Source organism: Nocardia vaccinii NBRC 15922 (assembly GCF_001613305.1).
In the GTDB taxonomy this organism is placed as follows: Bacteria; Actinomycetota; Actinomycetes; order Mycobacteriales; family Mycobacteriaceae; genus Nocardia; species Nocardia vaccinii.
On the sequence record NZ_BDCC01000034.1, the window covers coordinates 15,868 to 39,323 of the forward strand.

The window sequence follows — 23,456 nt, forward strand, 5'->3', positions numbered from 1 at the left end:
GCCTCAGAGCGTGATTCCCGTGCGCAGCAGTCCGTTCGGATCGGTGGACCGGGCCAGGGCGCGCAGGCGGGCGAGGTTGCCCGCGTAGCAACGCTCGGCCGCGACACCGGGTTCGCAGTAATTGGCGTACGCACCGGCCGACGCCGCGCCCAACGTCCGGTGCGCGCCGGTGATCCATGCGCGTGCGTCCTCGGGCGCGTCCGGTGCGTCCACGATCCACTGCAGCGTCGCGGCGTGTTCGCGCCAGGGGAACGCGGAGGCGTCGGCGCGCACGTCCCGCACCGCGCCGTCGAGTGGATCCACGAGTACGTAACCGGGTGCGCCGCTGCGTGCTCGGGATGTGACGATATCGACGATGGTGCCCGCCACCGCCGCGTTCAGCTCGGTCACGACGTCGGATCCGGCGACCTTGGTCGAGCGCGGGGTGGCCGAGCCGCCCGCGAGGTCGTCGGCGGCCGCCAGATGGCCGAGAGTTCGGTGCGTGACGGATACGGGCGCCGTGGCGGCCGCGGCGCTGAGCCCTGCGATCGCGGTGGCGCCCTGGCCCGCGGGCGTGACGATCACGACGGAACATTCGACAGTGCCTGCCGCGGCGCCGATCTCGACATTCGACCATACCGAGCGGTCGGCGCCGGGCAGCCAGCGGGCCCAGGCGGTCAGGACCCGCGTCGCCGCGTCGGCGGGAAAGCCGAGTCGCGCGACGTCGCGGGCTTCTGCCGGGCTGGTGCGGAAGGTGAGGGAGGTGAGGATTCCGGCGCTGCCGCCTGCACCCCGCAACGCCCAGAACAGGCCGGGCAACTGGTTCGCGGAGGTGTGCGCGATAGCTCCGCCCGGCAGTACGACGTCGGCGGATTCCAGTGCGTCGCAGGTCAATCCGTAACGCCGGGAGTCGACGCCCAGACCGCCGCCGAGGGTGAGCCCGGCCAGTCCCACGGTGGGGCACGAGCCGATCGGCAGCGACCTGCCGGACTGGTCCAGCTCGGCCAGCAGCGGGCGGATGGTCACGCCCGCGCCGACCGTCACCAGATCGCCGTTCAGAGCGATGTCGTCGAGGCCGCGCACATCCACCACGAGCGCGCCGGTGGTCGCCGAGGCGCCCACGTACGAGTGCCCGCCCGCGCGGGCGGCCAGCGGCAGGCGGTGGTCGCGGGCGAAGACCACGGCCGCCGTCACATCACTTGCCGCCGCGGCCGTCACCACGGCCACCGGTGCTTCGGAGTCGAACTGTGGATCGAAAAGCTGTTTGGCGGAATGGTATTCGCCGTCCGCAGGCAGTAACAGCTTTCCCCGCAATCGGTTTCGCAGAACCTCCCAATCCGGGGTGTCCGCGCCGGCCGTAGCCGCGGGTGTCAGTGCGGCGGCGACGGTCAGTGCGCCGACGCCGCGCAGCACGGTGCGGCGTGGGACCGGGCCGCTGTCAATCGAAGTCACCCGATGCGCTCCCGCCGGGTTAGGGGTCGCGACCCGCGCCTGCCGAACTCGTTCGGGCTCGGTACGCCCGACCATACCCGGCGTCGGTGCGGGCGGGGGACAGTGCGGTGAGGGTGACCAGGGCCGTCGCGCCGAAAGCGGCGGCGGCGATGAAGATCATTTCGGGCGTGCCCGACATGGCGGCTCTCGTTCTTCTGCGCAAGGTTCTCCGTCGTTCGGACGCGGCAGCGGGCGAATGTGCTGGCTCGCCCGCCCCCGCTCAGCGCGGTGGGAGCGAGCCCGGCGTGAGAACCAGTGCAGCGCAAGCTATCCGGGGGGAATGCAGCATCGAACCGTACCTCCTGAGCATGAGTTCGTGAAGCCGGTCACCGATCGCGGTGGCGCACCGGCGGATCGGTGTTGCCGCCGCAATGCGATCACAGCGTAGCGAATGATCAGCTACCCCTGGGAACTGTGGTGCCGGCACGGATCGTTCTGTGGTCGGAACACCGAGCCCCAATGCGCGACACCGGAGCGAAATAGGGGCAAAATGTATCGACACGCCGAATCACCTGACCATTACCGGTGTGGCGGTGTGTGTAAGCGGGCAGTCTGAGTACTCGGCGACGTTCGGGCATCTTTCCCGGACCGGTCGAGATGATGGAGGTTTCGGGCGTGCAACGGCGAGTTGCGGGTGAGTGGTCGGTGCCGATGGGGGAGCCGCGGACGCGGCAAGGCCGCGGTGTGGCGGAGCGCGGTCCGGTGCGGACTCTGCCGTGGTGCCCGCCGGGGTGGTTGCTTCTGGAGTTACCGACCGCACTGCTGCTCGCCGTCTTCGTAGGCACCGGATGGCTGGGCTACGCCCAGCAGGGGCGCCCCACCACCGGCCCCCTCCCCGCGGTCGTCGCCCCGTCCCCCGGACCCCCCGCGCCGGGCCTGCGCTGAGCGGCGGTGAAACGGCATCACGCGTCCAGGATCTTGCCCGGATTCAGCAGTCCGTGCGGATCCAGGGCGTGTTTGAGCCGGGTCATGACCTCCACGGCGGCACCGTGCTCGTCGCGAAGATATTTCTTCTTGGCCAGGCCGATTCCGTGCTCGCCCGATGCGGTGCCGCCGACGGAGAGCGCATGGCGTACCACTGCGTCCGAGAACCGCAGGGCGGCAGGGAGGTTCGTTTCGGTATAAGGCACCACGACGTGCACGTTGCCGTCTCCGATGTGTCCGGCCACGCTGATGTCCAGATCCAGCTCGTCGCCGAGCCTGGTGGCGGTGCCCACCGCATCGGCGATGCGGGAACAGGGCACGGCGGTATCGGTCACCAGGAACCGGTGTCCGGGGCTGCGGGCCTTGAGCGCGAAGAAGAGTTTGTGCCGGTCCTCCCAGAGTGCCTGTCGCTCGGTATGCGTTCGGGCCACGGTGACGGCGGTCGCGCCGTGCACCCGGGCGATGCGACGGATGTCGCGTTCGTTCGCGTGCGCCGCGGCGGCCGAGGCGGTCTCGAGATCGACGAACAGCGCGGGCATCTCGGCATAGCGGGTGCCTCGGAAGGCGTTGACAGCGGCCATACTCGCGGCGTCGACGAATTCGAGTCTGCTCACCGGCAGCGCGAGTCCCAGCATCTCGACCGCGGCATCCACTGCGGCGCTCACGTTCGGAAACGAAATCCGCACCGAGGCCAGGCATTCGGGAATCGGGTGCAGTCGTACGGTCAGTTCGGTGATGATCGCCAGCGTGCCCGCCGATCCGATCAGCAGACTCTTCAGGTCGTAACCGCTCGAGGACTTCCGCACCGCACGGCCCAGCCGCGTGACCCGGCCGTCGGCGAAAACCGCCTGCAGTGCAACGACATTGGCTCGCATGCCGCCGTATCGCACACTGGTCGTACCGCTGGCATTGGTGGCGGCCATCCCGCCGAGCGTGGCATCCGCGCCCGGGTCCACGGTGAACTGCAGTCCGAATTCGGCTGCCGCCGCGTTGAGCCGGGTGCGGGTCACACCCGGCTGCACGGTGGCGGTGAAGTCCGTAGGCGAGATGTCCAGGATCGAATCCGCTTGCGACAGATCGAGGATCAGCTCGTCCCCGCGGGCGAGCAGATGCCCTTCCAGGCTGGTGCCCGCGCCGCGGGGGATGAGCGGGGTGCGCGAGTGGCGTGCCCAGGCCACCACGGTGAGCACGTCGTCGAGACCGGTCGCATGGGCGACCCCGCGCGGGCGGCTGCCGCGGCGGCCGGTCTCGTCGGTGACGAATTGATCCAGAACCGCCGCGCGGGTGTCGATCGGAATCGGGGGGCCGTCGAAGGAGGTGGTCATCCGCGTTCGAGGACGGTGGTGACGAGCATGGTGTGGTCCTCCATCCGGCGGGTCACGGACCAGCCGAGTTCGGCGAACGCGGCCTCGTACTCCTGTCGCGTCCACAGTCGTACCCCGGTGATGGTGTGGTAGATCTCGTAGGTGGGCGAGAACCAGGGTTGCTGGGTCCACTGTTCGGCCTCGAGGAGATAGCCGTCGCCGATGACCAGGCGGCGCAGGTTCGGGAACCACTCCATCCAGCCGCGCAGTACCGCCGCGATGCCTTCGCTGTCGCTGGCGAGCTGATGCAGCAGGAAGAACGACATGGCGGTGGTGACACTCTCGCGGTCGACGTGCGCGAGCCAGGCCGGAGGCTCGGTCTCCGGCTGTACCGAACCGGCCAGCAGGGTGACCCGGTCGGTGAGCTCGAGCCCGGCCAGGACCGCGGTGGCTTCTTCGATCACCTCGGCCTCGATGTCCACGCCGAGGAATCGCTCCTTCGGTGCGATCGCGGCGAGCGCCTGCACCCGTCCGGCATCGGCGCAGCCGAGATCGATGGTGCAGCCCGGGGTTTCGTCCGCGGCGATGGCCGCGCCGATACCGGCGAAGATCTCGGGACGTCGTCGGGCGATATCGGTGCAGGCGCGTGCGACCTCGCCGGGTTCGGTTGCGGCGGGGATGAATTCGTCGAGTGCGGCGTCGGACAGCTTGCGGAAGGTGGGTTCCCAGCCACGCACCGCGCACCGAACGAAGCCCCGGTTCTTGCCGACATCGTGACCGGTGTGGGTGAGGTGGTAGCGGTGATTGCGCCGGACCAGGAATCCGGCGCGCACCAGGCCGACGGCCACGGCCTGCTGGATGCCGGTGGTGGGTGCGATGGTGTTGCCGCCCAGGAGCGTCGCCCACCAGCCCCAGTCGTCGGCGGCCACGATGAGCTGCCCGGCCGTCTGGCCCTCGATGACGTCGCGGATGGTGAAATCGCCGATGGCGGAACGGGTATGCACGAGCGGAGTTGCGGCGGTCATGATGGATCTCCCTCAGGATGCGGCGACCGCGATCGCCTGGATTTCGATGAACAGCCCCTCGATGGGCAGGGTCGTGACGGTGGTGGTCCGCGCCGGTGCGGCTGAGCTGAAGAACTTGGCGAAGGCGGTGTTCCAGGACGCGAACCATCGCCGGTCCGACAGATAGCAGTCCAGTTTCAGGACCTGTGCGCGGCTGCTGCCTGCCTCGTCGAGTGCGGCGTCGAGCTGGTCGAACACGTTGGTCGCCTGCTCGTCGAAGGTGTCGGCGGACACCGTCATCGTGGCGGTATCGATGGCGGCCAGGCCCGAGGTGAAGATCAGGCCGCCGCCGGCGCGGGCCGCGGGAAAGGGTGCGTTCACGAGAGTGGTCTCCTTCGGCGGACCGGTGGTGTCCGGATGTCGGTGCGACCCCGGCCCCTCATGCCGGGGCCCGCACGATCCGGGAGCGATCGATATCGCCGAGAGTCGCTGCGCCGGAGAGGATCATGAGCGTGCGCAGTTCCTCGTTCAGCAGTGCGAGGACCCGGTCGACCCCGGCCTCGCCGGCGGCGGCCAGCCCGTAGATGGCGGCTCGGCCGATGACGACGGCGTCGGCCCCGAGCGCGAGTGCCAGGTAGATGTCGCTGCCGGTGCGCACGCCGCTGTCCAGCAGAATCGGCAGATCCGGGCCGACCGCCGCGCGGATGCCCGGCAGCATCTCGAGGCTGGCCGGAGCCGGATCGAGTTGGCGACCACCGTGATTGGAGACGACCAGCGCCGATGCGCCGACGGCGAGGGCGCGTTCGGCCGAGGCCGGTGTCAGAATGCCCTTCGCGATCCACGGCAGTCCGAAACCCGCCGCCGCGTCCGCGAGCTGATCCCAATCCCAGACCGCGCCACCTTGTTTGAGCAACTGCCCGAACACCTCCGCGACGCCCGGTGCGCCGTTCTCCCCGGTGAGGTTGCCCGCGAACAGGCGCTGATCCGGGTCGAAGCGATTGCCCATGTTCCGGGTGCGGAATCCGCCGACCGGGCAGTCCACCGTGATGCACAGGGCTTCGAATCCGTTGTGTGCCAAGCGGTCTGCCTCGGCGGTGGCGTGGCCGAACGGATGTAACTGGGCGATGCGCGCGGCACGCGGTGCGGCCGCGTGCACCCGTTCGTAGGAGAAGCTGCCCGCCTCGGGCACGATCGACAGCGCGCCATGCCGTTGCGCGGCTCGGGCGACCGCGAGGTGGCCCTCGGCGTGGAAGAGGGCGTCGCCACCGAACGGCGCGGTCAGGATCGGCGTGTCGAGCCCGATACCCATCAGTTCGGTTCCGGTCGAGGGCGTGCCGACCCCGCTCATCGGTTCGGGCAGAATGCGCCAGCGGTCGAATGCGGCCAGGTTGGCGCGCAACGTGATCTCCTTGCCCGCACCGCCTTCGACGAAATCGAAGACGTCCGGGGGCAGGGCCGCCGCCGCGGCTCGGTGGATCTCCGCCAGGGTGCCGAAGTCGACCCGGGTGGGGTAGAAGCTGTCGAGTTGGGCGGTCACGCGGCACCTCCGGTCACAGCGGCCTCCTCGGTGGTGGACTCGGATGCGCGGCCACCACCGACGACCGAATGTCCGCGTCCGTAGGTCAGGTACAGCACCACGCCGGCGGCGCTCCAGATCACGAAACGCAACCAGGTCAGCGGTGCGAACGTGGTTGCCAGCCAGACACAACCGGCGATCGCGAGTAACGGCACCATCGGCATCAGCGGCGTCCGGAAGGGGCGTGCACGGCCCGGATCGGTGCGGCGCAGGATCAGCACACCCAGGGCCACGATGACGAACGCGAACAGCGCGCCGATGTTGACCAGTTCGGCCACGGTGTCGATCGGCAGCAGACCTGCCACCACCGCGATCACCGCTCCCAGCACCAGGCTCAGCCGAACGGGTACGCCGCGAGAACCGGTGCGGCACAGTGACCTGGGCACCAGACCGTCGCGGGCCATGGCGAATACCAGCCGGGTCTGACCGTAGAACACCATCAGCAGGCCCTTGGTGAGCGCTATCACCGACGCCACCAGAATGACCTTGCCGATCCAGCCCGCACCGATCGCGGCCAGCGCTGTGGCGACCGGCGCGGCGTTGTTCAGGGTGGAATACGGTGCGACACCGGTCAATACGGCACTCACGGCGACGTACAGGACGGTTGCGATGATGACCGACCCGATGATGCCCCAGGGCAGATTCCGCCGCGGATTGCGCGTTTCCTCCGCGGAGGTGGCCACGACGTCGAATCCCAGATAGGCGAAGAATGCCAGTGCGGCACCGGCGGCGATGCCGTTGACGCCGAACGGCACGAACGGTTCCCAATTACCCGGATGCACATGCGGCGCACCGATCGCGACGACCAGCGCGAGTACGGCGATGGTGAGTGCGACAAGGGTTTTCACCACGGCTGCGGCGATTTTCACCTCGAATACGAGCACGGCGACGATGATGCCGACGATTATCACCGCCGGAAGGTTGACGACTCCGCCGTCGCTGGGCCCGCTGGATATCGCCTTGGGAAGCGTTATGCCGAACAATGATTCGAGCGCCGCGCCGAAAAGTCCCGACCAGCCGATCGCGACCGCGGCGGCGGCTACGGCGTATTCGAGCAGTAGATTCCAGCCCACCAGGAATGCCGGGACCTCGCCCATCGTCGAGTAGGTGTAGGTGTATGCGCTGCCGGACACCGGCGTCATCGATGCCAGCTCGCTGTAGCACAGTGCGACGAGCACGCAGATCGCTCCTGCCAGCACGAATGACAGGATGATCGAGGGTCCGGCCTTTGTCGCGGCCGCGACGCCCGTGGTGACGAAGATGCCCGCACCGATGATGGTGCCGACGCCCATCGCGATCAGATCTGTGCGGCCGAGACTGCGTTTCAGTGTGCCGCCGGTGTTTTCGGCAGTGGCGATCGACGCCTCGGTGGTTCGGACACGGAATGCGTTCGTCCGGCGTGTGATCGAGGGGCCGGTCCGGGTGGGTGCTGCCATGATCGGAATCCATTCGCTGGGAATGTATTTGGTTTTCGTGTATTCCAGTGAAGCAATCGGATTTTGTGTTCCGGTGAACGCAGGTAACGAACCCGTTTCGGGTGTTTCCGCAAATGTGTTGCAGTGCAAGACTTTCGGGCATGCGTATTGCGCACGGTGGTAATTCCGTGCGTCGTGCCGCAGTGATATTTCCGGTGGATTTCGCGAGAGCGGACGGTGCTCGGGGAAGAAGGCGGAGAATGCGGTGTGGTTGGGTTATGCGGTTGTCGAGGTCTGCGAAACGGGGGTGGGTCGCACGGCGCGCAGCACTGCGTGGCGGCGGATCATGTAGGTGGCCACGGCGATTGCGGCGAGTACGACCGCCGCGGCCAGAACCGCGTCGCGCATCGACCGGACGGTGGCCACGACCCCCAGGGCGACGGTGCCGAGTGCCGCGCACAGATAGGCCACGGCGGCGAATCGCGAGGCGATCCGGGCGTGCCGATCCGGAGTCGCGGCGGCGCTGACGATGCGCAGCCCGGTGCGATAGGCGATGCCCTGACCGCATCCGGCGATCGCGCCGCCGCACAGCAGCAGCGGCAGGCTGGGAGCCCAGGAGACCGCCGCGGCGATCGCGACCCCCGCGATGATGATCAGTTGCGCGGCAACAGGTTCGGCGGGCAGGATGCGGGGCGGCAGAGCACGCTGGGCGAGCCAGGCGCAAATCAGATACAGCGTGACCGGCAGTGCGAGCAGGGTCAGGTTCCGGGTACCCAGCAGCTCCGCGCCGTAGCTGGGCAGCAGGGCGACGACCAGACCGGCGGAGACCCACGCGGCGATTCCGGTGAGATATCCGGTGATCGGCGGTTCATCCGCACCGGGCACGGGTGCGGCGCCACGTGCGACGGTCGTGACACGTATGCCGCGATCGGACAGTACGATCAGCGCCACCGTTCCGAGCGTGACCGCATGCACCAGATAGACGGTGACTCCCGGTGCGGGCAGATACTGCGCCAGTGCGGCGGCGGCGAATGTGCCCAGTGCGGAACCGAATACGGTTGCGGTGGCCATGGCCGTGCGCCCGCGTTCGCCCCGGCGTTCGAGGATCAGCCCGGCCAGCGAGCCGGTCACCAGGCCCACCGAGAGTCCCGCGCAGATCCGCGCCAGGCAGGCGGGCCAGGCGGAATGTGCCAGTGCCATGGCCACATCCGCGCTGATGCCGAAGGCGCTGCCGAGCCCGATCCGCCACCACCACCCTGTGCGTGCGGGCGGCGTTCCGAGCAGTGCCAGCGTCGGCGTGAGCGCGAAGAGATACGCGGCGAAGATCACCGTGATGAGCAGCGGTGCCAGTGCCCAGGCGTGCCGGTAGTACGGCATCATGCCGGTCGCCATATTCGGCTGCGCCATGATCAGCACCAACAGCGCGCCCGGTGCCGCTACCCGCATCTCGCCCCCTAAGTGAGCAGATCTTCTCGATTGATATGATAGATAACTGAGAAGAACTTCTCTACTCGAATGTGGAATCGGGCAGCCGTCCCGATGCCGCACCCACTGTTTTCGACCCACCCGGTACATCGGCAGAGCGGCTTGTGCAGGATGGGGTCGTGCCCGTGAACACCCGCAGCGATGCCCAGCGCAGCCGAGTGCTGCTGGTCGACGGCGTCCACACCCTGCTGCGGGCCGGTAGGGTCGGCTTCTCGATCCCCGAACTCGCCGCCGTGGCGGGAGTCGGTGTGGCCACGGCGTACCGGCATTTCCCGACGCCACAGGACGCGATGGCCGCGTTCCATCGGCGGGCGATCACTCAACTGCTGGAGGCGTTCTCGCTGATCGATGCCGAGGACTCGGGGACCGCGGCGCGGCGCGATTCGCTCGGCCGCTTCCACCGATTCTGCGGCACCTGGGTGCAGCAGTCGATGCAATGGGGTTCAGCGGTGCGCTACATCCGCAGCAGCAGCGGATTCATCGAGCGGCTGGCCGGAGGCGACGAGGCGATCACCGGTCTGCACGACATTCTCGCCGAAGTGCTCGAGGCTCTGGTCCGCGACGACAGGGCGCCCGATCTCGACATCACCTACGCGGTCCTGCTGTGGATCACCATCTTCGACGAACGCGTCGTCTACGACCTGGCGGAGCATCGAGGCTGGAACAGCGCCGAGATCTCCGACCACCTCACCCGGGCGGTCGCGGGCGCACTCGGCGTCGACGAAGGAGCCGTGCGGCAGTCGCCGGCTGCGGTCCGGTCCCAGCAGCGCGGGCCGTGATCCGGCGCGCAGCCCCTTGCGTCGGGGCGGTTGTTCGCGCGGTGGCCTCTGGAGCCTTGCGTCGCTGGCGCATTGGTCCACAGATCTGCACACGGGGGACGAACACCATTGTCGAGCACGGCGATTCGTGACACAGCGGCGTCCGCGGGTAGGACGGGCCTGACAATGCCCGTCCTCGGGGTGCTGTTCGGGCCGAGCCGCCCTCGGTTCAGTACCCGACGGTGAACCGGGTCCGATGATGCTTGGGCCTCTCGGCTTCGTCCAGCAATGCGACGGCGAAGTCCTCCATCGAGATGAACGAATTGCCCTCGGCATCGACCAGCAGATCGTGCGCGCCGACCCGATAGCAGCCAGTCCGCACGCCTGGCTCGAGCAGCGTGGGTGGGCTCACATAGGCCCAATCCACCGGCCCCGCGGTGGCCGCCTGGAAAACATCGAGCTGCTGGTTGCAGGCGAACGCGATCGGCCGCAGATCGGACGGGAAATCGGGGGTGTCGATCAGCATCGCGCCGCCGGGAACCCGCAGACCGGCCGCGCCGCCGACCACCAGTAGCCGCACCTCGGTGCGCGCCAGCCCGGTCAGCAGTGCCACGGCCACCGCCGCCAACTCCTCCTCTCGGCCCGGCCCCGGACGGGTCGCGCTGATCACCACATCGCGATCGGCACTCAGCTCGGCAACCTGATCGGGATTCGCGGCGTCGCCGGACCTGATCTCGATCCGCGACGCCAGTTCGCGCAAACGTGCGGCGTCCCGGGATACGGCCGTTACGGTGTGGCCGCGGTCGACCGCCTCGGCGACCACTCGGCTGCCGACGGCACCAGATGCTCCGAAGACTGTGATACGCATGGGAATTCGATTTCCTTCCAGTTGTTCTCGACCGGGAGTCGGCCCAGGCGGTATGCGATGCGATCGACCGGATACCGGTTGTCGGCGTAGTGCCGACCAGAGGTGATTGCCGGTGACACGTGGTGATCGGCCGGTGTGCATCGCGCTGTCTCTCGGCCGAAGAACCCACTGGTAGAACGGGTTTCGCACTGATAGCCGACTGTGACGTCGGCGCTGTGCGATAGGGAGACCATGCTCGGCCGGATGTGGCAACAACGCGACGGGGCGGTTGGTGGAGCCATCAGGCGGATTGCTCAGTGGTGACGGCGGTCTGCGCTTCGGGTGCGGGGTCGTCGGAAATCTCCTGGCGGGCAGTCCGCTTCGCGGCCCGGTCGGCGCCGGTCTGGCCGAGCAGCGTGCCGCCCAAGGCGATCGCCATTCCGAGGACTTGTAGCGGGCTCAGAGCCTGGCCGAGGGCGGCCCAGCCGATCACGGTCGCGGACAGCGGGCTCAGCAGCCCCAGGAAGGCAACCGAGGTGGCGGGCAGCCGGGAGATGCCACGGAACCAGACGACATAGGCCAGCGCGGTGCCGATCACCCCGAGGTACAGGTAACCGCCGATGTTGCGGACGTCCAGCGCGGGCGGGGCGTCCTCGGTGAGCAACGCCAGCGGCAACAGCAGCAGACCACCGGCAGTGAGCTGCCAGCCGGTCATGGCCAGCGGCCCGACGCCCTCGGGCCGACCCCAGCGCTTGGTCAGCACGGTCCCGGCGGCCATGCACGCCGCACCGGTGATGCCGGCCAGTACGCCGATCGGATCGAGCGCGGCCCGCGCGCGCATTACGACGATGGCCACTCCGGCGATGCCGACGACGGCGGCCACCAGCTTGCGGACGGTCGGGTGTTCGGTTCGGAACAGCGCCGCGAAACCCAACGCGAACAGCGGTGATGCCGAGGCCAGCACGGCGGCCGGGCCGCCCGGCAGACGATAGGCGGCCAGGAACAGCAGCGGGAAGAAGGCGCCGATGTTCAGGGTGCCGAGCACCATGGCGCGCAGGATCCAGCGGCCGCGCGGCAGCACCCGGGTGAGCGCCAACACCACGAGTCCGGCGGGTAGCGCCCGCATCAGGGCCGTGAACAGCGGCCGATCGGGCGGCAGGAATTCGGTCGTGACAGCGTAGGTGGAGCCCCAGACCAGGGGCGTCAGTGCGGTGAGCGCCAAGGTCGCGGCGGGCGACCCGGCGGCGTTCCGAGTGGTCATGGCCTTCTCTCCAGGTTAACTATCTTAATGTTGAGAGATAACACCACACGAGGCCGCTTTATGCCAACGCTAAGATTCTTCATGTGGAGAGGGCTATCGATGGTTGATGCAGTAGACCTGATCACGGCCGCGTGGCGCGAGCAGTGCCCGGATGTCGACGTCGCGCCGATGGAGGTGGTCGGCCGGATCACTCGGCTGGCCCGCGTGCTGGACCGCGAACTGCGCGAGTTCTTCACCGGCCACGGCTTGGAGCGCTGGGAGTTCGACATGCTGGCGACACTGCGGCGTTCCGGCGGCGACCAGGGGCTCACGCCGGGAGCGCTGATCAAGGCGGCGATGATCACCTCGGGCGCGGTCACCAATCGCATCGACCGCCTGGAGTCGAAGGGACTGGTCCGCCGCAACTCCGACCCCGGCGACCGACGCTCGGTCCGCATCCAGCTCACCGCCGCCGGACGCACCATGGTCGACGAACTCCTCCCCCGGCACGTCGCCAATGAAAACCGCCTACTGGCAGACCTTTCCGCTGCCGACCGCGACCACCTGACGGCCCTCCTGCGCACCTTGTCCGAATCCCTCGGCGACACCACCCTCACCTGACCTGCGACCCGCGCGGCCGGCCGAGCCCATAGGCGAGCCGGTGGACGGGTGCTCCGCTCGGGCTTTCGATCCTGTGGACCCTGTGGCACTCCCGATCGTGATCATGCGAACGTGTCGTTCGCATGATCATCCAGCCACTGCCACTGCAGGTCCTGGTCGGTGTCACCCTGCCGCTGTGGTGGCGGCGCAGCGGCAACCTGGCGGTCGCCGGGCCGTGCGCACGCCTTCGACGATGTGGTCCGGCAGACGTTGCGGTACGGGCACCGACCCCGTCAGGAGGTGAGTTCCATTGCCTCGTCCAGGGTTATGCCGCCCTCGACGGTGTGTGGCACCCGGCGGCGGCCCGGTGAGCCCAGGGCGGCGGTGAGATCCGAGCCGTCGTGTTCGGCCAGCAGATCGTGCGAGTCCCACACCAGAAGGGTTGCGCTGACGGTGTTCTCCGCGGCCGAGTGGGCCAGATCGTAGTGCGCGCACGCGGGCACGTGGTCGTAGGTGATCCACAGGTCGTAGCCCGTCATGAACAGATCCAGGTCGAAATCCACGGATAGGCCGAGCAATTCGCTGCGCCCGTTGTCGTCCACACCGGCGAACGCCTCGTCCAGGGCGAGCAGGCGCGGCGCCTGGGGATCGGCCGAATCGAGCATGACGTGCGCGGCGGCGAACAGCGGAAGATGCAGGGACACCGACTGTTCGCCGCCCGAGAGGGCGCTGTGCCGGGCCACCGTGAGCCGGTCCTCACTGCCGTCGGCGGTGATCAGGGTGAACGAGAACACTCGCCAGGTCCGGTAATCCAGTGTGGTGGCGAGGATTTCGGGATAGGAGCGTTCCGGGTGCGCGGCGCGAGCGGCCCGGATCTCCGCGGCGAAGTGCGCGCGCACGGCGGCCAGGTCCTCCGGACTCAGCTCGGAGGCGTCCCGGTCGAGCAGTTTGCACACCGCGCGGGCGGATTCGGACAGACTGTCCGCCAGCACCCAGTGCACGCCGATGGTGTTGCCCGAGGACATCCGGCGCTGTCGCATCTCGGTGCCCATGCGATTGATGAGATCGCGTGCGTCACTGGTGCGTTCGTGAATCTGCTGGGCCAGACCGGTCAGCAGCGCATCCTCGAGGATACGGCGCTCGGCGTCGGTGAGCAGCAGTTCCTGATCCGAGCGGGCCCCGGCGATGCGGTCGGCGAAATCGGCCAGCGCGGCCACGCCCTGATCGTCGTGCACCTGAACGACCGTGAGCCCGTCGGCGGCGTCCCATTGCAGCCGGTAGTCCTGCCGGGCGGCGGCGAGGGCGGCGTCGAACTCCTGCAGCGCGGCGGTGACCGCGCTGCGGGTGGACTTGCGGGCCGCCTCACCGGCGCGCACCGACGCGGTGGCCACGCACAGACCGTCGAACAGTTCCTGCACTCCCTCGGGCAGCACTCGGGGCGCGGCTTCCGGTCCGCCGGTCTCGATCCGGTACAGCAACTGCTCCGGGGTGGACCAAGCCGCCTCGGTACTCGGCCAGCGGCAGTGCTCGGGTGCGCCGAGCAGGCTCAACAGGTCCGGACGGGCATAGGGTGCAAGGTGTTTCACGTCGGCGAGCAGTTCGGTCAGGGCGGTGCCGAGCGAGTCGTGCGCGGCCCGATACGCTCCTTCGGCCGAGCCTACCGCCTCGATCGCGTCGGAAGCCGCCTTGCGCGCGGCCTTCTGCTCGGCCCGCGCGGCCTCGATCCGCATCCGGGCCTGTTCGAGTTCGCGATCGATATCGGCGGCGCCCGCGCCCAGCGCCTCGCGCAGTGTCTCGAGTTTGCGCAATTGCTCCTCGTACCCGGCCCGCGCCGACTCGGCCTCCTCGGCGAAAGCTTCGGCCAGATCCCGGGATTCGGCCAGCCGGTCCTCGCTCTCGCGGGACCGCTCGTGATCGCGCTGATGGTCCCCGCGCAGGCGCAACAGCGCGGTACCGGTGTTCTCGAAGTGCCGGATGGCCGCGGCCAGGGCATCGAGTTCGGCCGGATCACGCGGTGCGCGATGAGCGGCCGCGACGCCGCGAACCTTCTTGTCGGCGACGGTGAACTCGGCGACGGCCTGATCCAGATCGCCCTCGGCCTGCGCCGCCGCCTCGGCCCGCGACCGCAGCATGCCCGCGGCCTCGGAGACCGCGCGCAATGCGGCGGTGACCGTGTGGGTACGAGGTAATGCCTTGGCGGCGGCGGTGATTCGGGCCAGCTGTTCGGCGGCCTCCCGCTGCTGGGCGGCGGCTTCCTGTTCGGCGGACTGCGCGGTCTCGATTGCGGCCGCCAGCTCGGCCAGGCGCAGTTCGCGGCGGCGGGCACGGGCGGTCGCGCCGATGAATTCGGCATGCGGTTTGGTGTGGCGGCCCAGCTGTACGCCCTGGCGGTATCGGCCGTCGGCATCGATCGTCACCGGGGTGGTCGCGCCGCCGGATGCGGTGGCCTTCCCGGCACTCGCACCGTCGTGGTGAACGATATTGCCGGACAATGCGATCGAGGCCAGCACGCCCGAAACGACATCGCCGGGAACGGTCAGAGCATCCGAATCGTCCTCGACGACGAGTACATCGGCCAGGGTGCGGCCCGCCGGGCGGTCCCGCGGCGGCAGCGGGACGAGGAACTGCTCCGAATCATGTGGCGGCAGTTCATCTTCCGGATACACCCAACCGTCGAGCAGATCGGCGGCCTGCAACGCCGCCTCGATGCCCGCGGCCTGCTCGGGCGAGATGTCGTCCGCGAAGCGGACCAGCCGCCACAGCGGTGCACCCGCACGAGCCTCGCGCGAGTCGGTGCGGGCGGCGAAAGCCGTTGGTGCATCTTCCTTCTCGGCTGCGACCCGATCTCGCTCGGCTCGCAGCTCGGCGATTCGGGCCGCGGCCTGTTCGGCGGCGGTGCGGGCCTGTTGCCGCTGACTGCGGATCTGCTCGGAGAGCGGTTCGGTGTGCTCGGTGAGAACCTCGGTGAGGGTGGCCGCGTCATCGGAACCCACGGCGGCCAGAGCGGTATCGAGCGCTTCGAACAACCCCGCGCGTACCGGCTCGTGGATCTCGCGGTGCTCCTCCCGCCAGTCACGCAGCGCCGCGGCCGTATTCGACCGGGCGAGGGTTACGGTGGCCTCGGCCTCCGCGAGCGCGGCCGCGGCGGTGTCCCGCTGCTCGATCGCCCGCTGGGCGGTGCGTTCGGCGCGTGAACGTCCCGCGGCGGCGGTGTCCACCAGGGTCAGCGCCTGGCGCACCGCACGCACGTCGGCATCGCGCTCCTCGGCGTGACTGCGCACGGTGGTGGTGAGCTGTTCGGCACGCGCCTGCTCGGGCAGCGCGGACCAGCCGATACCGGCCTCCTCGGCGGCCGTGCGCAATTCTTCCTCGCCGCGGGACAACGCGGCGGTGGCGGATTCTACTGCCGCGCGGGATCTTTCGGCCTCCTCTGCGCGCTGCTCGACCGCCTGCTGCGCCTTGGTCGCCTTGTCGCGATGCACCGCCGCGGAGGCCTCCAACCGGCGCACCGCGTCCGCCAGATCGTCGAGCTGCTGCTTGCCCTCGTACGCGCTGGAGCGCTGAAGCGTCTCCCGATCGGTCAGCGCCTGCTCGTAGGCGCGATCGGCGGCCTCGGCGCGTTCCTCGGCGGCGGTTCGCTCACCTTCGCGACGCTCACGCAGCGCCGTCGCGGCGAACAGCGCCGTACTGCCGTGCGTCACCGCGTCGATGCGTCCGCGCACCTGGTCGACATCGCTCTTGGCTTGCACCGCAAGATATTTGCGATACACCCCGACGAAGGCGCGGGTGGCGGTGTCCGCCTGGACCAGGCCCTCGAGCGTGCGGCCGACCTCCTCCATATCGCTGAACGAGCGGGCCGCGTCCAGGATGAGCTGCTCGTCCAGCGGACGCAGGCCGTCGGCGAGCGCCTGGGACAGTCCGCGCGGGTCGAGGTTCTTGGCCAGCTGCGGACGGCGCAGGGTCAGGATGAGATTGATCAGCTGGTCGTAGCGCTGCGCCCCGAGCCCGAACATGCGTGCGTCGATGGCGGCGCGATAGTCCACCGGACGATCGGTGAGCGCGTCGGTGCCGATCTGCTCGGCGAGCTGCTTGCGCGTGAGCGGCCGGTCGTCCGGGCCGATCAGGGAGAAGTCGACACCCACCCGGCCGTCTGCGACGAAATACCAGCGGGTCACCTTGTCCGAGGAGCGGGTCGCGCGCATGCCGATGCCGATGGTGACGACCTCGGGATCCTCGCGCCGACCGCGGGCGAACTCCATCCACACGTACGAGTACGCCGATTCCTGCTTGCGGTACAACAGATTCGACTTCATCGTGCGTTCCTCGCCCGCGAACGGATTCAGCCGGCGCGGCTCGATCCGCCCGTCGAACACGAAGGGGAACAGCACTTCCAGGCCCTTGGTCTTACCGGACCCGTTGGGCCCGCGCAGTACCAGTCGCCCGTCGGCGAAGCAGAACTCCTGATCGCGGTAGTCCCAGAGGTTGATGATGCCCGCCCGAGTGGGTACGAATCGGACGCCGCCGTGGATGAGCTCCATCAACTCCCCTTCTGTGCCGGATAGGCGTGGTCGCCGAGCGCGGTCGCGGAGGCGAACAGCTCGCTCTTGGCGCGCGTGCGGACCGTGACCACCGCGCCGCGGTAACGGGCGAGGGCGGGCAGGATCAACAGGACCGGTTCGGAATCCGTTTCGCCGGAGGCCGTCTCGTCTCCAGTGCGGTGTGATTCGACCAGGTGCAGTCGTTCCAGCAGTGCCAGGACCTCCCGGGTCAGGCCGGGAACGTCGGCCTGCCACTGTGCGGCGAAGGTGGACCCGTAGCGGTCGGTGAGGGCCTGGACGGTCTCACGGATCCAGGACAACGGTACGACCGGATACGGCGGCTCCACGTCGATCTCCTCGTCTTCGCCCGCAATCTCTCGATCGGCCGCATCTTCTTGTGCCACATCGGGATCGGAGGACACGACCAGCGGGGTGAATACGGTCGACTCCGGAATCGCGTCGTCCAGCGCGTCGATCAGGGTGGTGGCCGGAGCGGCGCGGTGACGACGCTCGACGGGATTGTCGATGTCCAGGACCAGATCCGCGATCTCGCCGACCAGCAGCAGCGCCACCTGAGCGAGGGTGCCCGTGCTGGGAAAGCGCACATCGGAGAAACGACCCGAGGTGTCGATCAGCGCGACGCCCTCGGCGCGACGCTCGGCCCGCAACCCGGTGAGCAGCTCCACCTCGGCGACGACCTTCTCCGTACCCAGTTGCAGCCGCTCGGATTCGGTCAGTTCCTGTGCGTAGACCACCGGTCGCTCGACCAGCGCGCGCCGCACCCGGCGGGCATCGGCCGCCCGCGCCTGCGGTGCGGAAGTGCCTGTACCGCTGTCGGATTCGTCCTCGAACAAGCCGCGCACGCTCCGCAGATGCTGCAGTACGCGCGGCGGCCGGAAGATCGCGAAGACCACGGCCCGGTCGATGTCGTAGAGGGCCTCACCGGCATCCGGATCCGCTGCCCAGCCCCCGGCGTCGCCGTCGGCGAGGGTGAGCGCGCCGCGCGCACCCAGCCAGGCCACGGCGTCGACGAACGCGTCGCGATCGGCGGCTCGATCGGTGGACAATTCGAGTCCGTCGACCCGCGTCGCATACGAGGCGACCTGGTCGGCCAACTCCGACAGGGTGATCTGATCGCCGGCCCGGCCGAGCGCGGCCAGGGCCAGGGACAGGTACGCGTAGCGTCGCCGGTCGAAGACTCGATCACCCGGCGTCCGCGCCGGACGACCGGAATCGAGCCGATCCAGCACCGGGAACAACCGGGCGGTGGTCTCGGTGACCTCGAGCCGGTAGCCGAACAATTCGGCCAGATCCTCACGCAGTTCGGTGGCCCAGCGCCGCAGCAGCGGCAGGGCGATCCGATCCGGATAGCTGCGGGTGACCAGGTGGTTGGCCAGAATCACCCGCGCGGCCCGCTGATAGCTGTCCAGGGCGAGGGAATCTATTGTGCGAGCGTGGATCATGGGCGGGCCTCTGTGACATCGCCTTCACTTCGCTCCGGCAAGCCGGGACCGGGGCGAGCCCTGGTGGAAGGTATTCGGGCACGGCCGTTTTCGCGGATCTCCAGTCGGCGATTGTTCAGGTGCAGCAGTCCGCGTGCGGTGCGCACGACGGTCGAACCGGGATGTTCGGAGACCGTCAGGGTGACTCCGCTGTCGGAGCCGGTGGTTCCGGTCCGGCCGCTCACCGGGACCCATGCGGTCGAGGCCGCGTCGAGCAGGCGCAGCAGCACTTCGGTCTCGCCGTCGTCCAGTACACGTTCGTGCAGACCGGCGGCGGCCAGCGATTGCGCCGCGGCCGCGCGGGCGCGCTGAGCGTCCAACTGGGCCTGACGCAGCCGCCGGATTCCCGCGTCGTTGCGCGCGATTCGCGACGGCGCGCCCGGCGACGGTGGACGTCCGGTCTCGGCGAGGGTGCGTGCGATCTCCAACGGCGGTGCGTCCCACCAGGATCGGATCGCGGGAATGACATCCGCATCGGGATGTTCCATCGACAGGTGCCGAGGACGGCCCAAACCGAAGACCGCGTCGAACAGCGCGTGCGCGCTCTGGGCATTCGGTGTCGCGGTGAACCATCCGGCCAGGTGGCGCAGCGCGGACTCCCGGCTGACCCCGCCCTTGCGGGTCTCGGTGACCCGGCGCAACAGCGAGAGCACCGCGGCGATGGCGCTCATGGTCGCATCGCGCAGCCGCTCGGCCTCGGTCTGGCCCGTACCCGCTCTGGACTGCGCATCCGAATGACCTTCGCCCGCATCGACATCCGCCGCGGTGGCGATGAACCAGCCGCGCAGCCCGCGCCAGCGGTCGCGCCAATCCGCCTCACGATCGGCGACGCTGAGCAGCACCCGCTCGTCGCAGGCCCCTGCCCGCGCGATCATCTCCTCCACGCCGGTCTTCTCGACCTCGGTGATCGCGGCCGCCAATCGCGGGGCGAAACGAGCCAGGTCCATGCTGAATTCGCGCATATGCGCCAGCAGCGCATCCTTGTGTGCCAGAAAGGATTCCGGCGTCGCCTCGGTGGTGCGCACCAGATCGCCGAGGGTGAGATAGAAGTGTGCGGCGCGTTCGGCCAGTTCGGACAGGGTGGTGTCGAGGCGGTTCAGGACGCGGTAGACGCGTTCGGCATCGCCGGTTCGGTTGGCCTGGGCCAGAGCCTGCAGATCGGTCAGCAATTCCGGCAGGACCAGGCGCGACAACGCCGCCTCGTCCAGGCGCGCGCCGAGTACCTCGGAGACGGCGCGATAGGCGTGATAACCGCTCTGCGAGAACTGATAGACGAAGTGCCGGTTGCGATATTCGGCCAGGGTCGCCGCGCGGGTGCCGTCGTAGCTGCGCTCGAGCACACCCCACTGGTGCAGTTGTTCCAGCAGCGGGCCCACCTCGGCGGCGGACAGCCGCGGCGCGCCCGAAAACCGGGTCAGCGCGTCGGCGACATCGCTGGCGTGCAGCAGTACGACGTAAGCGGCGCGGGCCTGATCGAACGCGCGCAACACCCACAGGTACTCGCCGCGTTTCTCTGCCGTGGCGAAGGTGAACAGCCGCAACCGATCCTCCGCCGCGGCGGCATCGATGCCGGCCGGGGCGAACACCACGCGACCGCGGGGAGGTGCCGAACCGTCGAACAGTGCCTCCGGAGTCGCGGTCGGGCCCGAGTCCTGCGGTGATCTGTTGATGTCCGGGTCCGATGCGGCCGTCGCGGAGGTACGCGGCACCGCGGTCTCACCTCTGGACGTCGCGGATGCGGCCTCGGGCAGCAATCCTTCAGCGGACTCGGTCACCGGGTCGAGGGTAATACCGATACCCGCGGGCGCCGCGGCGTCCCCGGCGTCGGCGCGCCGAGGGGCCGCCGCGGCGTCCGTCATCGATCAGGACGCGGGCACCGCGACGGCCGAACGTTCCACCGTGAGCAGGCTCTCCTCGTTGTGTTCGGCGTGGTATGCGCGTCCGCCGCCGTTGATTCCGAACAACCGCTTGGACCACAGCAGCCACAGCACCGCGGCGATATTGATCAACAGCGCACCCGCGCGCACCACGGTGATCTTCTCGGTCAGCTCGTAGATCTCCAGCGGCAGGAAGATCGCGGTCGCGATGACGGCGAAGTACTCACCCCAGCGCTGCGCCAACCACAGCCCTACCGCCTCGATGAATTCGATCGCCGCATAGGCCAACAGCCCGATCGCGATCAGGCTGAGCACCGTCGGCGAGAGCTTCCACCCCTGTTCGATGAAGTGCACGATCTTCGAATTGTCCGGATTCCAGCCGATCTGATCGGCCAGCGGCTGGATCAGCGGCATCTCCTTGTCGAATGCCGTGCGCAGCTGATGCTGCGAATTGCGCACCTTGAATACCCCCGCCCCGAGTGCGACGAAGACCAGACCGCGCAGAATCCGCTCGATCGCCAGAAGTCGCATGATGAACCGGTCTCGCAGCAGCCGCCCGCGCGGCACCTCGGGCGCCTCGTCGGCCGGACCGCGGCCCGCGGGATCGCCGACGACGAAGTCGCCGCAGCGCAGACAGCGCCACGCTGTGCCCGCCGGAGTCGAAACATGTAGGCGTGCAGCGAGTTCGGTCTCATCGGGCGCGTAGGTGGCATGCCCCCGCCACGAGCAGGTCCGCAGACTGAAATCCATTGCTCCATCTTGGCCTCTGCTGCGCTCCGGCGCGATCGCGGCCCCCGGAAACAACGCCGGCACCAGTTCGAGCCCCGCCGGGACCGCGAACAGCGGGAGCGAAGCGAAAGCAACCCAACAGTCACCCAGGCTCGTGCACTCGGGCAACGCCAACCGCAGTGTTCGCGGCCCGTCTCGCCGTTCGGACGCGTGGCGGTGCGAGGAACGAGTGCCCGACACGGGGCCGAACGGCGAGACTTCGGGGGCCGCGAACACGCCGGAGCGAAGCGAGGGCCGAGAATACAATGTTTACGGTGTTGCCAGCTCACGCAATTGTTCGAGGTAGGTGCGGGTGCGCGGATCGTCGGGGTAGTGCTCGATCATCTCGCGGGCGGTTTCGCCGGCTATCCACATCAGCGACGGCAGGGAGCGTCGGGTTCCGGTGAAGGCGCGCAGACCCTCGTCGACGGCGAGGTCCAATGCACCGTCGCGCACGGCCAGCACGGCCAGGGTCAGGCGCGCCTCGGAGACCCGCATGGGTTTGAGGACGGTGTCGCCGGGACCCGTGGAGGTTTGGATCACCTGCTGCGCATAGCTTCTCGCCAACTGGTCCTCGCCGATGACGCGACTGCAGTCCATCGCGTAGAAGTCGAGCTTCTGCGGGTCCACGACGAAGTGATTGTCCAGATTGACCGGATGGTCGAGGCGGTCCAGGATCGAGCGGCCCCGGCGCAGCGCCGCCTCCATCGCCGTGCGATCGCCCAGGCGCGCCCAGCCCTTGGCCTGCTGCGCGGCGAGCTGGACGCCGACGCCGAGTTGCTGGGTACTTGCCAGGGCGGCGTCGGCGGCGTCGACCGCGCCGCGGTAGTTGCCCTGGGTCAGGGCGAACCACGCGGCCAACTCCGCACTCCAGCCGATGATCTCGGCATGGTCGGCCTCGCGGCCCAGGGACAACGCGGCGCGGCGAGTAGCCTCGGCCTCGGTTCGCCGGCCCAGGTCGTAGTCCAGGCAACCCACCAGCAGGGCGACCCACCCGGCCAGCACCAGCACCTCACGGTGCTGCGCCAAGGTCAACCGGCCGTCCAGCAGGGAGGTGATGCGACGCAGCCACGCCGTTCCCTCCGCGTACAGGGTGCGCGGATCGGAACAGGGATATTCGCAGCACAGCCGCTCGGCGGTGATCCGGATGGCGTCGAGCGTGGCCGACGAGATATCGGACATGCGCAGGCGGCCGAGGAATTCCAGGGTGTCCATCCCGGTGGAGGACAGCAACTCGTCGTCCCGGTTCGGGCGGGCCTTGGGGAAGAACGCGGCGGTGACGGTGTCGAAGGCCGCGGCGATGATCGGCGCGTAGAACTCGTCGGGACGCGATTCGCCCGATTCCCAGCGCCGCCAGTTGCGTAGCAATGTGCTGTCGGTCGGCAGGTTGTGCGAGGACTTGGCGCGCATCGCGCGGATCGCTTCGGTCTGCGACCACCCCCTGGCATCTCGTTCGGAACGCATTCGGACTGCCCAAACGGGTCGATCGTCACCAGCGGCCACGGGCTCAGTATCCCATCAGTTAACTCCAGATGACCCGGATAGGGCATCCGGATGTCAGCGCATTGACATCTGCAATTACATTTATCGGTGAGGCATGCTCGGAACGGGTCGATTTCCGGCCCGCGCGGTACCGCCGAAGCAGTGGTATCGGCCGGTGGTATCTCGTCGAGCAGTGCCCCGCCGCGTGTAGGGGGCGACAACAGAACAGCGAATCCCTATCCAGATCCCAACGGAGGTTCGGGTGGAAGCGTTGATCTATGGGTATGTGCGTGACGAACTGGCCGAGGGCCACCCCGAGGAGCTCGAAGACGCCATGTGCAGCCTTGCCAACTCCGCGGGGATGTGCTTCGCCGCGACGTTCCATGAATCGACGACCGGTGACGGCACCGCCTTCGCGGAGCTGACCGCCGAGCTCAAGCGCGCGGACGCACACCATGTCGTAGTTCCGTCCCTGGAACATCTGGCGGGACAGACGATTCCGCGCGAGATCCTGCTCGCCAAACTGGCCGAGGAAGCCGAGGCCCGCGTCTGGGCGGTGTCCGATTTGCCTCCGCTTCGCTGCGGCGGGTTTTCGGCGCTGTAAGGCTCGTCGTTGCGCGGTCGAGACTCGGCCTTCGACCATGCGCTTCGACCGCGCAACGACGA

19 protein-coding genes are annotated in these 23,456 nt (G+C 68.7%); 4 read left to right on the forward strand and 15 right to left on the reverse strand.

What is annotated here, in order from left to right:
• Positions 1-3 precede the first annotated feature (3 nt).
• Both NV1_RS22865 and NV1_RS44620 read right to left on the reverse strand, forming a co-directional pair.
• The gene (locus NV1_RS22865; RefSeq protein WP_169813380.1) at positions 4-1,431 is read right to left on the reverse strand and encodes an FAD-binding oxidoreductase; all 1,428 of its coding nucleotides are present in this window, start codon (positions 1,429-1,431) and stop codon (positions 4-6) included.
• 19 nt (positions 1,432-1,450) lie between these two features.
• A complete protein-coding gene (locus NV1_RS44620) occupies positions 1,451-1,609 on the reverse strand; it encodes a hypothetical protein (RefSeq protein WP_169813381.1) in 159 nt (52 codons plus the stop codon).
• Between the two features lie 476 nt (positions 1,610-2,085).
• On the opposite strand from NV1_RS44620, the gene NV1_RS22870 reads away from it, so the two are divergent.
• Positions 2,086-2,355 carry a hypothetical protein gene (locus tag NV1_RS22870; RefSeq protein ID WP_157117263.1) on the forward strand — a complete coding sequence of 90 codons (270 nt, stop codon included), beginning with the start codon at positions 2,086-2,088 and terminating at the stop codon, positions 2,353-2,355.
• A gap of 17 nt (positions 2,356-2,372) precedes the next feature.
• Here the strand turns inward: NV1_RS22870 and NV1_RS22875 are convergent, their stop codons facing one another.
• From NV1_RS22875 to NV1_RS22900, 6 genes are all read right to left on the reverse strand, one after another.
• Positions 2,373-3,719 carry an FAD-binding oxidoreductase gene (locus NV1_RS22875; protein ID WP_067894864.1) on the reverse strand — a complete coding sequence of 449 codons (1,347 nt, stop codon included), beginning with the start codon at positions 3,717-3,719 and terminating at the stop codon, positions 2,373-2,375.
• Positions 3,716-4,723: a class I SAM-dependent methyltransferase gene (locus NV1_RS22880; protein ID WP_067894867.1), complete on the reverse strand. Its 1,008-nt coding sequence runs from the start codon at positions 4,721-4,723 to the stop codon at positions 3,716-3,718. The genes NV1_RS22875 and NV1_RS22880 overlap by 4 nt, the downstream gene beginning before the upstream one ends.
• A 12-nt stretch (positions 4,724-4,735) precedes the next feature.
• Positions 4,736-5,083 (reverse strand): RidA family protein, encoded by a 348-nt coding sequence (locus NV1_RS22885; RefSeq protein WP_067894870.1) that lies wholly within the window; start codon positions 5,081-5,083, stop codon positions 4,736-4,738.
• A gap of 58 nt (positions 5,084-5,141) precedes the next feature.
• Positions 5,142-6,239: an alpha-hydroxy acid oxidase gene (locus tag NV1_RS22890; RefSeq protein WP_067894873.1), complete on the reverse strand. Its 1,098-nt coding sequence runs from the start codon at positions 6,237-6,239 to the stop codon at positions 5,142-5,144.
• On the reverse strand, positions 6,236-7,714 hold the full coding sequence (locus tag NV1_RS22895; RefSeq protein WP_067894876.1) for an amino acid permease: 1,479 nt from the start codon (positions 7,712-7,714) through the stop codon (positions 6,236-6,238). Before NV1_RS22895 ends, NV1_RS22890 begins: the two co-directional genes overlap by 4 nt.
• Positions 7,715-7,969: 255 nt before the next feature.
• Positions 7,970-9,139 (reverse strand): MFS transporter, encoded by a 1,170-nt coding sequence (locus tag NV1_RS22900; protein ID WP_067894879.1) that lies wholly within the window; start codon positions 9,137-9,139, stop codon positions 7,970-7,972.
• Between the two features lie 158 nt (positions 9,140-9,297).
• Here NV1_RS22900 and NV1_RS22905 point away from each other — a divergent pair, with 158 nt between their 5' ends.
• Entirely contained in the window at positions 9,298-9,957 is a 660-nt protein-coding gene (locus tag NV1_RS22905) for a TetR/AcrR family transcriptional regulator (protein WP_157117265.1), read from the forward strand.
• Positions 9,958-10,165: 208 nt separating this feature from the next.
• Here the strand turns inward: NV1_RS22905 and NV1_RS22910 are convergent, their stop codons facing one another.
• Both NV1_RS22910 and NV1_RS22915 read right to left on the reverse strand, forming a co-directional pair.
• Complete coding sequence (locus tag NV1_RS22910) at positions 10,166-10,804, reverse strand: NAD(P)-dependent oxidoreductase (protein ID WP_067894884.1); 639 nt, start codon at positions 10,802-10,804, stop codon at positions 10,166-10,168.
• 280 nt (positions 10,805-11,084) lie between these two features.
• On the reverse strand, positions 11,085-12,044 hold the full coding sequence (locus tag NV1_RS22915) for an EamA family transporter (protein ID WP_084525662.1): 960 nt from the start codon (positions 12,042-12,044) through the stop codon (positions 11,085-11,087).
• A gap of 99 nt (positions 12,045-12,143) precedes the next feature.
• Here NV1_RS22915 and NV1_RS22920 point away from each other — a divergent pair, with 99 nt between their 5' ends.
• Complete coding sequence (locus NV1_RS22920; protein ID WP_067894887.1) at positions 12,144-12,644, forward strand: MarR family winged helix-turn-helix transcriptional regulator; 501 nt, start codon at positions 12,144-12,146, stop codon at positions 12,642-12,644.
• A gap of 272 nt (positions 12,645-12,916) precedes the next feature.
• Here the strand turns inward: NV1_RS22920 and NV1_RS22925 are convergent, their stop codons facing one another.
• The 5 genes from NV1_RS22925 to NV1_RS22945 form a co-directional block, all read right to left on the reverse strand.
• On the reverse strand, positions 12,917-17,161 hold the full coding sequence (locus NV1_RS22925; protein ID WP_067894890.1) for a TIGR02680 family protein: 4,245 nt from the start codon (positions 17,159-17,161) through the stop codon (positions 12,917-12,919).
• A complete protein-coding gene (locus tag NV1_RS22930; protein WP_067894911.1) occupies positions 17,161-18,621 on the reverse strand; it encodes a TIGR02678 family protein in 1,461 nt (486 codons plus the stop codon). Before NV1_RS22930 ends, NV1_RS22925 begins: the two co-directional genes overlap by 1 nt.
• Positions 18,621-20,204 carry a TIGR02677 family protein gene (locus NV1_RS22935; RefSeq protein WP_084525663.1) on the reverse strand — a complete coding sequence of 528 codons (1,584 nt, stop codon included), beginning with the start codon at positions 20,202-20,204 and terminating at the stop codon, positions 18,621-18,623. Before NV1_RS22935 ends, NV1_RS22930 begins: the two co-directional genes overlap by 1 nt.
• A gap of 321 nt (positions 20,205-20,525) precedes the next feature.
• The gene (locus NV1_RS22940) at positions 20,526-21,290 is read right to left on the reverse strand and encodes a DUF2127 domain-containing protein (protein ID WP_067894917.1); all 765 of its coding nucleotides are present in this window, start codon (positions 21,288-21,290) and stop codon (positions 20,526-20,528) included.
• A 288-nt stretch (positions 21,291-21,578) separates the two neighbouring features.
• Positions 21,579-22,772, reverse strand: a complete 1,194-nt coding sequence (locus tag NV1_RS22945) for an NsdA family TPR-like regulatory protein (RefSeq protein WP_218027194.1) — start codon at positions 22,770-22,772, stop codon at positions 21,579-21,581.
• Between the two features lie 280 nt (positions 22,773-23,052).
• Here NV1_RS22945 and NV1_RS22950 point away from each other — a divergent pair, with 280 nt between their 5' ends.
• A complete protein-coding gene (locus NV1_RS22950) occupies positions 23,053-23,394 on the forward strand; it encodes a hypothetical protein (RefSeq protein WP_067894893.1) in 342 nt (113 codons plus the stop codon).
• Positions 23,395-23,456: the final 62 nt, after the last annotated feature.